Origin of the sequence: Parafrigoribacterium humi (genome assembly GCF_040227205.1) — a bacterium.
Lineage (GTDB): Bacteria > Actinomycetota > Actinomycetes > Actinomycetales > Microbacteriaceae > Parafrigoribacterium_A > Parafrigoribacterium_A humi.
Window position 1 is genome coordinate 58,811 of sequence record NZ_JBELOA010000010.1, and the last position, 14,820, is coordinate 73,630.

The 14,820-nt window shown below is 65.4% G+C and carries 13 protein-coding genes; 4 read left to right on the forward strand and 9 right to left on the reverse strand.

What is annotated here, in order from left to right:
• Positions 1 to 4: 4 nt before the first annotated feature.
• From ABUA28_RS13165 to ABUA28_RS13185, 5 genes are all read right to left on the reverse strand, one after another.
• Positions 5 to 1,765, reverse strand: a complete 1,761-nt coding sequence (locus ABUA28_RS13165; RefSeq protein WP_349904680.1) for a peptidoglycan D,D-transpeptidase FtsI family protein — start codon at positions 1,763 to 1,765, stop codon at positions 5 to 7.
• Between the two features lie 38 nt (positions 1,766 to 1,803).
• Positions 1,804 to 2,400 carry a hypothetical protein gene (locus ABUA28_RS13170; protein ID WP_349904682.1) on the reverse strand — a complete coding sequence of 199 codons (597 nt, stop codon included), beginning with the start codon at positions 2,398 to 2,400 and terminating at the stop codon, positions 1,804 to 1,806.
• Positions 2,397 to 3,350, reverse strand: coding sequence for a 16S rRNA (cytosine(1402)-N(4))-methyltransferase RsmH (gene rsmH, locus ABUA28_RS13175; protein ID WP_349904683.1), 954 nt, complete (start codon positions 3,348 to 3,350; stop codon positions 2,397 to 2,399). Before rsmH ends, ABUA28_RS13170 begins: the two co-directional genes overlap by 4 nt.
• A 102-nt stretch (positions 3,351 to 3,452) precedes the next feature.
• Positions 3,453 to 3,884, reverse strand: coding sequence for a division/cell wall cluster transcriptional repressor MraZ (gene mraZ, locus ABUA28_RS13180; RefSeq protein WP_349904685.1), 432 nt, complete (start codon positions 3,882 to 3,884; stop codon positions 3,453 to 3,455).
• 247 nt (positions 3,885 to 4,131) lie between these two features.
• On the reverse strand, positions 4,132 to 4,530 hold the full coding sequence (locus ABUA28_RS13185; RefSeq protein WP_349904686.1) for a DUF3040 domain-containing protein: 399 nt from the start codon (positions 4,528 to 4,530) through the stop codon (positions 4,132 to 4,134).
• Positions 4,531 to 4,607: 77 nt separating this feature from the next.
• On the opposite strand from ABUA28_RS13185, the gene ABUA28_RS13190 reads away from it, so the two are divergent.
• Positions 4,608 to 5,708 (forward strand): polyprenyl synthetase family protein, encoded by a 1,101-nt coding sequence (locus ABUA28_RS13190; protein WP_349904688.1) that lies wholly within the window; start codon positions 4,608 to 4,610, stop codon positions 5,706 to 5,708.
• Between the two features lie 21 nt (positions 5,709 to 5,729).
• Here ABUA28_RS13190 and ABUA28_RS13195 read toward each other — a convergent pair whose 3' ends face one another.
• A complete protein-coding gene (locus ABUA28_RS13195; RefSeq protein WP_349904691.1) occupies positions 5,730 to 6,071 on the reverse strand; it encodes an Rv2175c family DNA-binding protein in 342 nt (113 codons plus the stop codon).
• 174 nt (positions 6,072 to 6,245) lie between these two features.
• On the opposite strand from ABUA28_RS13195, the gene ABUA28_RS13200 reads away from it, so the two are divergent.
• Positions 6,246 to 7,550: a LysM peptidoglycan-binding domain-containing protein gene (locus ABUA28_RS13200; protein WP_349904693.1), complete on the forward strand. Its 1,305-nt coding sequence runs from the start codon at positions 6,246 to 6,248 to the stop codon at positions 7,548 to 7,550.
• 73 nt (positions 7,551 to 7,623) lie between these two features.
• Entirely contained in the window at positions 7,624 to 9,588 is a 1,965-nt protein-coding gene (gene pknB / locus ABUA28_RS13205) for a Stk1 family PASTA domain-containing Ser/Thr kinase (protein WP_349904696.1), read from the forward strand.
• Between the two features lie 3 nt (positions 9,589 to 9,591).
• Here the strand turns inward: pknB and ABUA28_RS13210 are convergent, their stop codons facing one another.
• The 3 genes from ABUA28_RS13210 to ABUA28_RS13220 all read right to left on the reverse strand — a co-directional run bounded on the left by ABUA28_RS13210 (position 9,592) and on the right by ABUA28_RS13220 (position 12,760).
• On the reverse strand, positions 9,592 to 10,971 hold the full coding sequence (locus tag ABUA28_RS13210) for a class II 3-deoxy-7-phosphoheptulonate synthase (protein WP_407075450.1): 1,380 nt from the start codon (positions 10,969 to 10,971) through the stop codon (positions 9,592 to 9,594).
• 114 nt (positions 10,972 to 11,085) lie between these two features.
• Positions 11,086 to 11,775 (reverse strand): lysophospholipid acyltransferase family protein, encoded by a 690-nt coding sequence (locus ABUA28_RS13215; RefSeq protein ID WP_349904698.1) that lies wholly within the window; start codon positions 11,773 to 11,775, stop codon positions 11,086 to 11,088.
• 31 nt (positions 11,776 to 11,806) lie between these two features.
• Positions 11,807 to 12,760 (reverse strand): ROK family glucokinase, encoded by a 954-nt coding sequence (locus ABUA28_RS13220; RefSeq protein ID WP_349904701.1) that lies wholly within the window; start codon positions 12,758 to 12,760, stop codon positions 11,807 to 11,809.
• Between the two features lie 188 nt (positions 12,761 to 12,948).
• Between ABUA28_RS13220 and ABUA28_RS13225 the strand changes: the two genes are divergently transcribed.
• Entirely contained in the window at positions 12,949 to 14,775 is a 1,827-nt protein-coding gene (locus ABUA28_RS13225) for an AMP-dependent synthetase/ligase (protein ID WP_349904702.1), read from the forward strand.
• The last annotated feature ends 45 nt before the right edge of the window (positions 14,776 to 14,820 follow it).

Here is a 14,820-nt window from a genome sequence, read left to right on the forward strand (position 1 = left end):
TTTCTCACCAGGTGGCCGGCGGGCTCGTCGACGGAGTCGTCGACGGTGGGACGCGGTAGGTCTTGAGCACCTGCGTCATGATCTTATGGAACGTCGGCGCAGCGGCAGCCGATGACTTCATGATAGCTGGCTTGGTATAGGTCACGAGAACGACGTACTGCGGATCTTCTGCCGGCGCGATGCCCGCGAGGGAGACGATCCTGTCACTTCCGTACCCGCCCCCGTTGGGAAGTGCCACCTGCGCGGTACCGCTCTTGGCCGCGACGCGATAACCGGGGATGCGGAGCACCGGGCCCAGTTCGCCTCCCGTGACGACGCTCTCGAGCATGTTGACCACCGTCTTGGACGAGGCATCGGAGATCACCCTGACGCCGGTCGTAGGGGGCAGGTCGGTCACCGTGCCATCCGGCTCCGTGCACCCTTCGACGAGGGTAAGCGGAAGCCGCACTCCCCCGTTGGCGATCGCCTGGTACGCCCCCGCGAGCTGCAGGGCGGTGACCGCAACGCCCTGCCCGTAGAGCATGTCGTACCTTCTCTGGTTGTTCCAGTCCTTGAGCGGGGGAATGCCGCGGGCCTGCTCACCCTGGAACCCGACGGCCGTCTCCTGGCCCAGGCCGAACTTCTCCATGTAGTTGTAGCGCACCTTGGGCGGGACGTTGATGCCGAGCATCGAGATGCCGACGTTCGACGACTGCTGCAGAACACCGGTCAGGGTCAGGTGCTCCGTCGCGTGAAGGCCCGCGTCATAGATCGTGCTCCCGTCCGGCGTCTTCCACACCGCGGGAACCGTCACCTGGGATGTGGGAGTCGCTATCCCGGAGTCGATGAGCATGGACGCGCTGAGCGCCTTCATGGTCGACCCCGGCTCGTAGTACGCGCGGAATGCGAGGGATCCATAGTTCGCAACGGGCGTGGCACCGACGTCGTTGGGGTCCACGGACGGCCAGTCGGCGAGGGCCATGATGTGCGCATCGTTGACCCGCAGCACCACCGCGGTCGCGGACTTCGCACCGATGGCCGTTGCCTGCTCCGCAATGGCCTGCTGCACGAACCACTGCAGGTCACTGTCGATTGTGAGCTTGAGGGTGCCGCCGTCGACGGCCGCCTTCGAGGTGACCGTGCTGCCCGGAATCGGGACGCCGTCTGCCCCGCGCTCGTAGGTCGATGATCCGTTGGTGCTCGCCAGGCACTTGTTCTCGGTCTTCTCGAGCCCGACCTGCGGGCCATCCGTTCCGACGAAGCCGACGAGGTTGCCCGCGACCGCGCCGTCCGGATAGGTGCGTGCGGGGTGCTTCTGGTCCCAGATGCCGGGGATGGAGAGCTTGCGTACCGCGCGGAGCGTTGCCGTGTCGACGCCCTTCGCCACGTATGCGAAGTCGGACTTCGGGTCCTTGGTCAGGGCCTGATACACGGTGTTCTGGTCCTGCCCGGTGGCCTTGGCGAGCTCGCCCGCGGCCTCCAACACGGAGACCGCGACCTTCTTGCCCTTCACCGTGCGCTCGAATGCCCGCACGTTGCGAGGGGATGCGGTGATGTCGTATCGCATCACGCTCGCCGCGAGCACGGTGCCTTTGTCGTCGACGATGCTTCCGCGCGCGGCATAGTTCGTGACGGCGATCGCGCGTTTGTCGAACGAGTCCTTGTTGAGCTGGTCCGCCTGGACCACCTGGATGTCGACCAGCCTCACCACGAAGCCAGCGACGATGAGGAAGGTCAGCAGCATTGCGAGGGCGAGTCGCCGCCGGTTCGTTGCTGGTGCCTTCACTGTCTCATTCCTTCGTGAGCGGTTCTCCCACTGACGACTCAGTGGGTCACGGGAGACGGAAGTACCCCCGGGGTGGACGCTACAGAGCCACCGGTGGTTGTCGTGCCAGGCGCGCCCTGCACCGCACTACTCGCAGCATCGCCGTTCGTCGAGGTCGGGGTCATGGGCGGAAGCGCGGGGAGGAGGGAGTTGGCGATGAGCGCGCCACCGGTGCCGACGACCGCCGCATCCGATGCCTTCATCGCTGTCGGGGTACCGATGATCGCGCCATCCGAGAGCCGCAGGTACACCGCGGGTGCCGTGCTCATCACCATCCCGAGAGACTCAGCTCGCGCGGAGAGGTTCTGCGGGGACTTCAGCACGTCCAGCTGCTCGTTGTAGCCCTGAGCGTCTCGTGAGAGTTCCGTCTGCTTGGTCTGCAGCGCCGTGATCTGGTAGGCGCCGTCGGAGAGAAGGATGCTGAGCAGTAGCTGCGCCATGAGAATGACGAAGAGGCCCGCGACAGTCACGAGCGCATAGATGGCGCGGGGCCTGGCCTTGCGCTGGGACCTCGTGGAGACGATCTCGATGTGACGATGGGATGCGCTGGGACCGCGCGGGGATTCGACCGGGAGGGATACGGCGAGGTTCGTCATGCCGCTCTCCGCACGCGTTCTGCCGCACGCAGCCTGACCGGCGTCGCACGCGGGTTTCGTGCTTTCTCCTCATCGCTCGCGAGCTCCGCCCCGCGCACGAGCAGCCTGAGCTCCGGACGATGCTCCGGCAACTCCACGGGCAACCCCGCGGGTGCCGTCGAGGAGGATGCAGCGGCAAGCACACGCTTGACGATGCGATCCTCCAGTGATTGGTACGCAAGCACCACGATTCGTCCCCCTACTTCGAGTGCGTCCACCGCCTCGGGAATGGCACGTTCGAGCACGGCCAGCTCCTGGTTCACCTCGATGCGGAGAGCCTGAAACACTCGCTTGGCCGGATGCCCGCTGCGCTGGAGAGCAGCGGGCGTCGCGGCCACGATGATCTCTACAAGCTGCGCCGACGACGTCAGTGGTGTGGATTCGCGACTGTTCACGATCCGGCTGGCGTACCTCGGCGCGAGCTTCTCTTCGCCGTATTCGTAGAAGATCCGGCGAAGTTCTGACTCGCTGTATTCAGCGAGAACCCTCCCCGCAGTCAGGGCTGATGTCGCGTCCATCCGCATGTCGAGCGGAGCGTCGTGCGAATAGGAGAAGCCGCGATCGATCCGATCGAGCTGGAGCGACGAGACGCCCAGGTCAAACAGGATGCCAGACACCTCCGTGATCCCCAGGCCGTTCAGGGACTCCTCGAAGTGGTCGTACACGGTGTGCACGAGGTGGACGCGATCGCCATAGGGCGCGAGTCGTTCACGGGCTATGGCGATTGCGTCTGTGTCCCGATCCAGGCCGACGAGCACGAGCTCGGGGAAACGGGAGAGGAAGGCCTCGGCGTGCCCGCCCATGCCGAGGGTGGCATCCACGAGCACGGCTCCCGGGCGTTCGAGGGCGGGCGAGAGCAACTCGATCGTCCTCTCAAGCTTCACAGGGGTATGGATGTCGTTGGTGTTCATGGCAACCGGTACAGCCCCTGACCCCTGATCCCCATCCGTTCCGACCTGTCACCGGGGAAGTGTGGCAGGGCGACTGAGCGGCTGGGAGTCAGAAGCAAGGCGCTAGAAGAGTCCGGGGATCACCTCCTCCGCGGTGTCTGCGAAGCCGGCTTCCTGCTCGGCGTAGTACGCCTCCCAGGCCTTGGTGTCCCAGATCTCGGCGCGGTTTCCGACGCCGATCACGGTGAGTTCGCGCTCGAGGCCCGCGTAGTTGCGAAGCCCGACGGGAAGCGTGACCCGGTGCTGGGCATCCGGAACCTCGGCGTTCGCACCGGACAGGAAGAGCCGGAGAAAGTCGCGACCCTCTTTGCTCGTCACGGGTGCCTGGCGGATCTTCTCGTGCAGTTGCTCGAACTCGCGCGTGCTGTAGACGTACAGGCAGCGCTCCTGGCCGCGGGTGACGACGATGCCGGCTTCGAGTTCTGCCCAGAACTTCGCCGGGAGGATGATGCGGCCCTTGTCATCGAGCTTGGGGGCGTACGTGCCAAGAAACACTGCCGATCACCCCCAACTCTCCGGCCTGGATTCAGGTGTCCTCCACTTTACTCCACCCTCCACCACAACTCAACGATTTTGGCCCGAATTGGGGGTATTGCATTCACGAAGACCAATAAACATAGGAGTTTTACGAGTGGAGGGAATTCCCTGTAGCCACCATCTGGGCGCACAAAAAAAGACCGGCCGCGTGGCCGGTCTTGATCTGGTCCGGCGTCAGGCCGGGCGGGATGGGTGCGAGGGGGTTCTAGGAGTGGTCGTGGCCGTCCTGGCGTTTCTCCCAGCGGTCGTTCATCCGCTGCATGAAGTCGGGCTTCGGTGCCTTACCGGAGCCGGAAGCGCCACCGACAGTCGGCGAACCCTGGTTCGCCGCAGGGCCGAGCTTCGATCGCGGTGCGGAGATGGCCACGAGCACGCCGACGAACATCACGACGAAGCCGGCGATACCAACGATCGGAAGCCTGGTCATGACGCCCGTGACAATGGCGGCGATGCCAAGGATTCCCACGAGGATGCCGACAACGATGGTCGTGTAGTTGCGCTTGCCGCCGTGCGACGAGACGGTCGCGACGAAGTCGGCGTCGGTGTGATACAGGCTCCGCTCCATCTCTTCCAAGAGGCGCTGTTCCTGTTCAGACAACGGCATGATGGCTCCTCCCGGGTTTGAGACCGAAGAACGGTAACTCCCAATTGTATGCTCCCCCGCATGGCTAGGCTAGGTGCGTGGCTGAGAGTGCGCGGTTAGTTGACTTGGTACAGGCTGGTATCGACGACTTTCTCGACGGACGGGCCCCGGAACTTCAGGCGATCGCACCCGAGCTATCCACGTTCATCGACTACTCTCGCGAGCTTCTCCAGGGTGGCAAACGCTTCAGGGCACTGTTCTGCTACTGGGGATGGCAGGCGGTGCACGGCGGACGCGCCGAGTCCACCGCAAGCGACTTCGGCGCGGTCGTGAGCGCGGCGAGCGCCCTCGAGATCTTCCACGCCGCGGCGCTCGTGCACGACGACATCATGGACAACTCCGATACCAGGCGAGGGATGCCCTCGGCACACAAGCGCTTCGAGGGCCTGCACGCCGCGGGCGGCTGGGCGGGGTCGCACGAGAGCTTCGGTCGCTCTGGCGCTCTCCTCCTCGGCGACCTGCTCCTCGACTGGAGCGACGAGCTCTTCGACAACGGGCTCCGCCAGTTGTCCATCGCCGCCTCGGCAGCCGCGGCCAGACGCGAGTTCAACACGATGCGCACCGAGGTCACCCTCGGCCAGTACCTGGACATCGTGGAAGAACAGTCGTGGCACACCCACCCCGAGGCAGAACACCTCGATCGGGCTCATAAGGTCATCGTCTACAAGTCCGCCAAATACAGCGTCGAGGCACCACTCGTGATCGGCGCCAGTCTCGGCGGCGCGAGCGAGACCCAGCTCGACGCGCTGCGCGACTACGGCATTCCCCTCGGCACCGCCTACCAATTGCGCGATGATCTGCTTGGCGTGTTCGGCGACGCCGAGAAGACGGGAAAGCCCTCGGGCGACGACCTCCGGGAGGGCAAGCGCACCGTGCTCATTGCTCTGGCTCGAACCAAGCTGCCGGCCAACGCTCGCGCGCTCCTCGACGAGCTGCTCGGCGATCCGGAGCTCAGCAGCCAACAGGTCCGCGTGCTGCAGGCCTCGATCCGCGACAGCGGTGCGGTCGAACACGTCGAACGCATCATCGACCACAATGTGCGGCTCGCCATCGCGGCGATCGCGAATGCTCCCCTGAGCGCCTCGGCCCGCGACGAACTCGTCGCGCTGGCGGATCGGGTGATCCGGCGCGCCGCCTGAGCCCCTCCATAACGAGCCGACTCAGAAACCGAGCGCCTGAGCCACCCTGCGCACCTCGGCCTTGCGTCCCGCGCGGAGCGCGTCGATAGGCGCCGCGTCGAGGCTCTCCTCCGGGCTCAGCAGCCAGTGCATCGCCTGCTCATCGCTGAAGCCGCTGTCGGCGAGCACGATGAGCGTTCCCCGCAGTTCGGGAAGCGGCTGGCCGTCGCGCAGGAACAACTCCGGCACCTTCCAGACACCGTCGACCTTCGCGGCCAACAGGCTTCGATCCTCGATCAGCCTGCGCACCCGACTGACGCCGACCCCCAGGATCTCCACAAGGTCGGGGATGGTCAGCCAGCGCGTTTCAGGAACAGTACTCACACGGAAAGACTGCCAGAACACATCCGCAGCACAAAGGCGACACGTTGGTCTGTTTCGAGTATTAACTTAAGTAACACCAGTCACGATAATTGACACGCATATATATCTGTGTCAGCGTTGTGGAATTGCGGCAGTGTCGCATTCTCGGGGCCGAGAGCAAGACGGGGGCTACGCATGACCAATACAGCAGAGCACGGAGCGCGACACGTCGCGCCCAAAGATTCCGCATCCAAGGGAGCCGGGCGCATGGCCAAGGGCATGATGAACACCATTCCCCTCGTGCTTGTCGGGTCGATGGCGCTCAGTCTCAACCTCACCGGACCGATCCAGCCGACCAGCCCCAAGCGCGCGGACAAGCCGAAGACGACCCCGTCTGAGCTCGGCAAGACCATCCGTGACGCCTTCTCGCTCGCGAGCAGGACCACGACGACACCCGAGTCGGTCAGTGCACCGGAGACGAAGGTGGCGGCGCTTGTGGCTCCCGGCCTGTACCGCGTGGTCGCGGGCGACACCGTCAGCAGTATTGCGGGCAAGTACGGCCTGGCCACGGCCTCCGTTCTGGCCCTCAACGGCCTCGGCTGGAAGTCCGTGATCTTCCCGGGCCAGACCCTGAGGCTCACCAAGGATGGCTCGACGCCGACGCCCGCCCCGTCCCACTCCACCGGAAACCAGCGCTACACGATCGTCTCCGGGGACACCGTCGGCGGAATCGCTAAGAAGTTCGGCGTCTCGACGAAGTCCGTGCTGAGCGCGAACGGCCTCAGCCAGACGAGCATCATCTACCCGGGACAGACACTGTCCATCCCCGGCCTCGTCCCAGCGAGCTTCACCCCCGCGCCGGTCTCCTCGGTCGCGCCGATCGCACCACCCGCGGCCACGACGACACCGGTCACGAGCTCCTACACGATCATGCGCGGAGACACGCTCTCGGTCATCGCCACGAAATTCGGCGTGAGCATCCAGTCGATCCTCGACCGCAATGGCCTGAGCTGGTCCAGCATCATCTACGCCGGGCGCACCATCACCATCCCCGGCGCCACCGTGCTCACCACGGCAGCAGGGTCACCGACGGGCCTGACCGACGAGATGGCACGGAACGCCCGCACCATCGTCTCCGTGGGCAGGTCTCTCGGAGTGAGCGATTACGGACTCGTGATCGCCCTGGCGGCCGCAATGCAGGAGTCCGGGCTGCGCAATCTGGGCTACGGTGACCGCGATTCACAGGGACTCTTCCAGCAGCGTCCGAGCGCCGGCTGGGGCTCGCCTGCACAGATCACCGATCCGGCGTACTCGAGCAAGCTGTTCTTCGGTGGTCCGAGCAATCCGAACAAGGGCAATACCAAGGGTCTGCTGGAGATCCCCGGATGGCAGTCGATGACCGTCGCGCAGGCCGCGCAGGCCGTCCAGCGCTCCGCATATCCGGACGCGTACGCGAAATGGGAGGCCTCGGCCTGGGTCTGGCTGGACCTGCTCCGATAACAACCGCGCATCGCGTTGCCGCTTAGCGGTGTTTTAGCAGGCTTGCACAGTGTGCCAACTTTAGACTCGCAGGGTGAGCAGCAACAGCACTGATCCCCTGATCGGACGCCTGATCGACGGCCGATACCAGGTGCGCTCACGCATCGCGCGCGGCGGCATGGCCACGGTCTATCTCGCGACAGACCTGAGGCTCGAGCGGCGCGTCGCGATCAAGGTCATGCACGGCCACCTCGCCGACGACAAGGAATACAAGGCCAGGTTCATTCAGGAGGCCCGGTCTGCCGCACGGCTCGCGCATCCGAACGTCGTCAACGTCTATGACCAGGGCCAGGATGACGACACGGCCTATCTCGTCATGGAATACCTGCCCGGGATCACCCTGCGCGAACTGTTGCAGGAGCACCGCGTGCTCACGACAACGCAGGCGCTGGACATCATGGAGGCGATCCTCGCCGGGCTCGCGGCAGCCCACAAGAACGGCATAGTGCACCGCGACCTCAAACCGGAGAACGTACTGCTGGCCGACGACGGGCGCATCAAGATCGGAGACTTCGGCCTGGCACGTGCGGCGACGGCCAACACGGCCACGGGCAATGCTTTGCTCGGCACGATCGCCTACCTCTCCCCCGAACTCGTCACCCGCGGCGTCGCAGACACTCGCAGCGACATCTATGCGGTCGGCATCATGCTCTACGAGATGCTCGCGGGAGAACAGCCGTTCAAGGGTGAGCAGGCCTTTCAGATCGCGCAGCAGCACGCCAACGACACCGTGCCCACCCCGAGCAGCAAGAACCCTCGCGTACCGGTTGAGCTCGACGAGCTCGTGCTCTGGGCCACAGCCAGGGACCCGGACCAGCGCCCCCACGACGCGCGCGTCTTTCTCGACCAGGTGCTTGAGACCCGGGCAATCGTGCAGTCGGATGACTCGGGTGCCACGACGACCCAACGCACGATGGTGCTTCCCTCGGCGCCCGCCACATCCACCACGGATGCGGAGACGCAGGTGCTGCAGCCACGCTCGCGGCACCGCACCGGGCCTGTTGTCGCGGACAGCACCACCGCCCTGGCGACCAAGTCGGAGCGTCGCAAGGCCAAGGGGTTCTGGATCTTCGGCCTCGTCGTCCTGCTGGCCGCCCTCGCGGGAGGCACCGGCTGGTATTTCGGGGCGGGCCCGGGCGGCCACGTCACAATCCCTGAGCTCAGCGGAAAGTCGCCGACCGTCGCGACGGCGGCGCTGCGCGACCTCGGCCTCACGGTCAACCCGAAGAACGGGTCAATCGATTCACCCACCGTTCCCGTGGGCGACGTCGTTGCGACGACACCGAAGGAGGGCTCGTCCGTCGCGAAGGACAGCACGGTGACCCTCCTGGTCTCCACCGGTCCCAAACTCCTCGCCTATGCGAATGTCGTCGGTCTGCCGGAGCACGATGCGATCCAGAAGATCGGCGACGAGGGCTTCACCTACTCGAAGAAGGGCTCGACCCAGCAGTTCGACGACAAGATCGCCCGCGGCATCGTGATCGCGGCGCTTGGTGCGGACGGGAAGAGTCTCGCAGACGCAACACAGTACGGCGACAAGCAGCCGATCTCGCTCGTCGTGAGCGCGGGCCCGCTGCCCGATGTCGCGGGCAAGAGCTTCGACGACGCCGCGGCCATTCTGAAGGGCGTTGAGCTCAAGGCCCAGCCCGGGAAACAGAGCTACAGCGACACCATTCCGAAGGACATGGTGATCGCGATCGAGGCGCCGACAGACAGCAACGGCAACCCCGCAGCCATTCACCCCGGTGACACCGTGAACCTCACAATTTCCCGAGGCAAGGAACAGGTCGAAGTCCCCGATGTCACCAACATGACCTGGGACGAAGCGAAGCCCATCCTGACCGGGGCAGGATTCACCGTAAAGGTTCCGAAACAGGTCGACGAGAATCCCAAGTTCTGCACCGTCACCAAAACCGACCCGGCCCCGGGAACGACAGTCGACAAGGGGTCGCAGGTCAAGGCGACGGCAAAATGCACCTTGATCTTCTTCGGCAACTGAGCCTTAGCGCGCCCCGAGCTCCTCAGCGACGAGGAACGCCAGCTCCAGTGACTGCATGTGGTTCAGGCGCGGGTCGCACAGCGACTCGTAGTGAGTCGCCAGCGTCGCCTCGTCGATCTGCTCCGATCCACCCAAGCACTCCGTGACGTCGTCACCGGTGAGCTCGATGTGGATGCCGCCCGGGTACGTTCCGGCAGCGCGGTGCGCCTCGAAGAAGCCCTTGACCTCGTCGACCACGTCGTCGAAGCGACGCGTCTTGTAGCCAGTGGGAGTGGTGAGTCCGTTGCCGTGCATCGGGTCGGAGACCCACAGCGGTGTCGCGTCGGTCTCTTTGATCGCCTCGAGCAGTGGCGGCAGGGCATCCCGGATCTTGCCCGCACCCATGCGGGTGATGAAGGTAAGTCGCCCCGGCTCACGGTTCGGATCGAGCTTCTCGATGAGTTCCCGCATGACCGCGGGCGTCGTGGTCGGACCGAGCTTGACGCCGATCGGATTGCGCACCCGCGAGAAGTAATCGATGTGAGCACCATCGAGGTCGCGCGTGCGCTCCCCCACCCAGAGGAAGTGCGCAGAGGTGTTGTATGGCGTACCGGTGCGAGAGTCGATGCGCGTCATCGGTCGCTCGTAGTCCATGAGCAGGCCCTCGTGACCGGTGTAGAACTCGACGCGCTTGAGCTCGTCGAAGTCGGCACCAGCGGCCTCCATGAACTTGACGGCCTTGTCGATGTGCCTGGCCATCTGCTCGTACCTGACGTTCGCCGGGTTGCGGGCGAAGCCCTGGTTCCAGCTGTGCACCTCGCGCAGGTCGGCAAAGCCGCCCTGGGTGAAGGCACGCACGAGGTTCAGCGTGGACGCGGCCGTGTGGTACCCCTGCACGAGCCTGCGCGGATCGGCCTGGCGCGACTCCGGCGTGAAGTCGTAGCCGTTGACGATGTCGCCGCGGTACGCCGGCAGCGTGACGCCGTCGCGGGTCTCGTTGTCGCTCGAGCGCGGCTTGGCGAACTGGCCGGCCATCCGCCCCATCTTGATGACGGGCATGGACGCGCCGTAGGTGAGCACGACCGCCATCTGCAGCACGGTCTTGACCCTGTTGCGAATCTGGTCTGCCTTTGCCCCGGCGAAGGTCTCGGCGCAGTCGCCACCCTGTAGGAGGAAGGCGTGTCCGCTCGCGGCCATGGCGAGGCGATCGCGCAGGAGGTCCACCTCACCGGCGAAGACCAGCGGAGGCATGTTCGCGATCTCAGCGGATGCCGCGTGCACGGCCTCGACGTCTGGCCAGTTCGGCTGCTGCTTGATGGGAAGCGTCCGCCAATAGTCGAGCCCGGCGATCACTGCGGGATCGGCAAGCACAACTGCATCTTCGGACGGATTTACCACGGACATTCCTCATTAGCGGTGAAACGGGTCGAAACCCGCTGGCCGAGAATGCGGCCATTACTACCTTATTGGGCGGCGGGAGCCCCCGTTGACCCCGGTCGATTCACGCGGCGGCGGTGACTACCGGCTGAGCGAGCTGACCTTCTCCTTGACCGAACTCGCGTAGACATCCACGTATTCCTGCTTGCTGAGCCTGCCCAGTTCGTACATGATCTCGTCGGTGATGGAGCGCAGCACGAACCTGTCACCCTCCATGCCCTGGAAGCGGCTGAAGTCGAGGGGCTCGCCCACGACGATGCCGATCCGGCCCACCTTGGGGATCCGACGTCCGACCGGCATGATCTTCTCTGTGTCGATCATCGCGACGGGCACGACCGGCACGTTGCCCTCGAGGATCATGCGAGCGACGCCCGTTCTGCCGCGATAGAGCTTGCCGTCCGGGCTGCGCGTTCCCTCGGGGTAGATGCCGAGCACCTCGCCGCGCGCCAGCACGCCGAGCCCGGTCTGCAGTGAGGCCTCGGAGGCCTTGCCGCCAGAGCGGTCGATGGGGATCATTCCCGCCGCCTTCAGGAAGGTCTTGATCGCCCAGCCCCTGAAACCCCGCGCGGTGTAATAGTCGCTCTTGGCGAGGAAGCTGATCTGCCGGTCCATCATGAGCGGCAGGAACACGGAGTCGATGAACGAGAGGTGATTGCTCGCCATGATGACCCCGCCCTCGCGCGGGATGTTGGCGTGCCCGGTGATCCACGGCCGAAAAACGGTGCGCAGAAGTGGCCCAGCGATCAGGTTCTTCATGAACCAGTAGAACATCGTGACCCGCCTTACGAAACGTCTTGTCAGCTTAGTGTGCCGGGGATTCAAGGTGGAGGCGGGCAAGATCGGCGGCACCGACCACCCCGGCATTGTTGACGAGCGTGGCGATAGAGAATGTGGGCTCCGGGTGGAAACCACGGGCGGGAAGGTTGCCCCGGTAGGCCTCCCTGATCGGTTCGAGCAGGAGCTCCCCCGCGAGCGCGACTCCGCCACCGATGACGAAGAGCTGCGGATCGAGCACGGCGCTGAGCGATGCGCAGGCCTGGCCGATCCAGTTGCCGAGTTCGCGCAGGGCCTGGAGCGCTCCGGGATCCCCGGCGTTGATGAGCCCGGAGAGGTCGTCGCCCGTGAGCGTGCCCTTCTGCTCCCGAACCGTTGCGATACCGAGGCCGATGCCGCGAACATCGGCGATCGCGTTGGCCATGCGCAGCAGCGCGCGGCCGGAGCCGTACTGCTCGATGCAGCCCTTCGCGCCGCAGCCGCAGGGCAGACCGTCGGGGACGACACGCATGTGCCCGAGCTCGGCGCCGGCACCGAAGCCACCACGGAACAGCCTGCCGCCCGTGACGATCGCGCCTCCGACTCCGGTGCCGATGGTGAGCATGGTCATGTCGTCGACGCCGCGCCCTGCGCCGAAACGGAACTCGGCCCATCCGGCGGCGTTCGCGTCGTTGTCGATCGTGATCTCGAGGTCGAGGCGGGAGGTGAGGCGCTCCCTGAGCGGCTCCTGTCGCCAGCTGATGTTCGGCGTGTAATAGACGACCGACTGGCTGACATCGATGAAGCCCGGGGCAGCCACGCCGGCGGCGCGCACCTCGCGACCCTCTGCGAGCGACTCGATCATCTCGACGACGGCATCGACGATGCTCTCGGAGCCGTCGCTCGGCGTCGCGATGCGCTTCTCCGTGACGATCTCGCCGTTCTCGCTCACCACCGCGCCGGCGATCTTGGTTCCGCCGATGTCGATACCTATGGAATGCACGGCTGACGAACCTCACTCTTGCTCGGGGATTGTCCTGACCTGGTCGAATCTCGGTCACGGATGCGCACCCACGAGTTTAGAGACCACTGGCCGCCGTGGCCATTCGCCGCCCGCGCCGCACCCCGCTCCCGCCCAGCAAGTGCGGATAGAGTGGGAGAAATAGACGCCTCGGTGCCAAAGGAGTTGCCGTGAAACAGTACGACTCGCCTACCCTCGTTCCCGCAGATCCTAATGCCAACGCAACGGACCTCCTGATTGGCCGCGTGGCCAAAACCCCCACTCGGGCGCTGTTCGCCGTGCCCACGGATGACGGTGGATGGAAGGATGTGACCTCGGAGGAGTTCCTCCGCCAGGTCGTCGCCCTCGCCAAGGGATTCATCGCCTCAGGCATCGAGCCGGGCGACAAGATCGGCATCATGTGCAAGACCCGCTACGAGTGGACGCTCATCGACTTCGCGACCTGGTTCGCCGGAGCCGTGCTGGTTCCCGTCTACGAGACCTCCGCGCCGACCCAGGTGCAATGGAACCTGAGCGACTCCGGCGCCATTGCCATGATCACCGAGACCGCGGAGCACTTCTCCCGCTTCGACGAGGTGCGCGCGGACCTGCCGCTCGTGCGCTCGTCGTGGCAGGTCGACCTCGGCGACCTCGACAAGCTCGTCGCCGCGGGCGTCGGCATCGATGACGCCGAGGTCGAGCGCCGCAGGAATCTGGCCAGGGGAAGCGACCTCGCGACCCTGATCTACACCTCGGGCACGATGGGCCGGCCGAAGGGATGCGTCCTCACCCACTCCAACTTCGTCGAACTGGCGCGTAACGCCCGGGCCGCGATCCCGGAGGTCGTGAACGAGAACTCCAGCACGCTGTTGTTCATCACCACCGCGCACATCTTCGCCCGCTTCATCTCCGTGCTCGCGGTCGAGGGCGGGGTCAAGGTCGGCCACCAGCCCGACACGAAGCTGCTGCTTCCCTCGATGGCCTCGTTCAAGCCGACCTTCCTGCTCGCGGTGCCTCGCGTGTTCGAGAAGGTGTACAACTCCTCGGAGCAGAAGGCCGAGAGCGGGGGCAAGGGCAAGATCTTCCGCAGGGCCGCCGCCGTGGCGATTGCACACTCCAAGGCGCTCGACGCCGGCACAGTGCCGCTCGGACTCAAGCTGCAGTTCGCGCTCTTCGACCGTCTCGTGCTCAGCAAGATCAGGACGGCGCTCGGCGGACGCGTGGAGTACGCGGTCTCCGGATCCGCGCCGCTCGGCCTCTTCCTCGGCCACTTCTATCGCAGCCTCGGGCTCACGATCCTCGAGGGCTACGGACTGACCGAGACCACAGCGCCGGTGACGGTGAACCGCCCGTCGAACTTCAAGATCGGCAAGGTCGGGCCGCCGCTGCCCGGCGTCTCGGTGCGCGTGGCAGAGGACGGAGAACTCCAGGTCAAGGGCATCTGCGTCTTCGAGGGCTACTGGAAGAACGAGGCCGCGACGGCCGAAGCCTTCATCGATGGATGGTTCAGAACCGGTGACATCGGCGAGATCGATGACGACGGCCAGGTCTCGATCACGGGCCGCAAGAAGGAGATCATCGTCACCGCGGGCGGCAAGAACGTCTCCCCCGCCGCCCTCGAGGATCCGATCAGGGCGAACAGCGTCATCGGGCAGGTCATCGTTGTCGGGGAGCAGAGGCCGTTCATCGGGGCCCTCATCACCCTGGACCCGGAGATGCTGCCGGTCTGGCTCAACAACAACGGCGAGGATCCGGGCCTGAGCCTCGAGGAGGCCCGCAGCAACCAGCGGGTGATCGCCGAGGTGCAGCGCGCCGTCGATGCGGCGAACGCAACGGTGTCACGCGCCGAGTCGATCCGCAAGTTCGTGATCCTGCCGATCGAGCTGACCGAGGCGAGTGGGCACCTCACGCCCAAGCTCAGCATCAAGCGCAGCGTCATCCTGTCGGATTTCTCCGAGGTGATCGACGAGATGTACGACACCGCACCGGCCACCCAGGGACACTCACTACTGCACTAGAACGCCCACGAGGCCGTGACGCCCGTGACGCGCTGAACCCGGAAT

Coding starts and splice junctions, on each gene's coding strand:
- rsmH (WP_349904683.1), bottom strand. CDS start 3,350: ATGAACACCAACGACATCCATACCCCTGTGAAGCTTGAGAGGACGATC.
- ABUA28_RS13185 (WP_349904686.1), bottom strand. CDS start 4,530: ATGCCGTTGTCTGAACAGGAACAGCGCCTCTTGGAAGAGATGGAGCGG.
- ABUA28_RS13170 (WP_349904682.1), bottom strand. CDS start 2,400: ATGACGAACCTCGCCGTATCCCTCCCGGTCGAATCCCCGCGCGGTCCC.
- ABUA28_RS13200 (WP_349904693.1), top strand. CDS start 6,246: ATGACCAATACAGCAGAGCACGGAGCGCGACACGTCGCGCCCAAAGAT.
- ABUA28_RS13210 (WP_407075450.1), bottom strand. CDS start 10,971: ATGTCCGTGGTAAATCCGTCCGAAGATGCAGTTGTGCTTGCCGATCCC.
- ABUA28_RS13215 (WP_349904698.1), bottom strand. CDS start 11,775: ATGTTCTACTGGTTCATGAAGAACCTGATCGCTGGGCCACTTCTGCGC.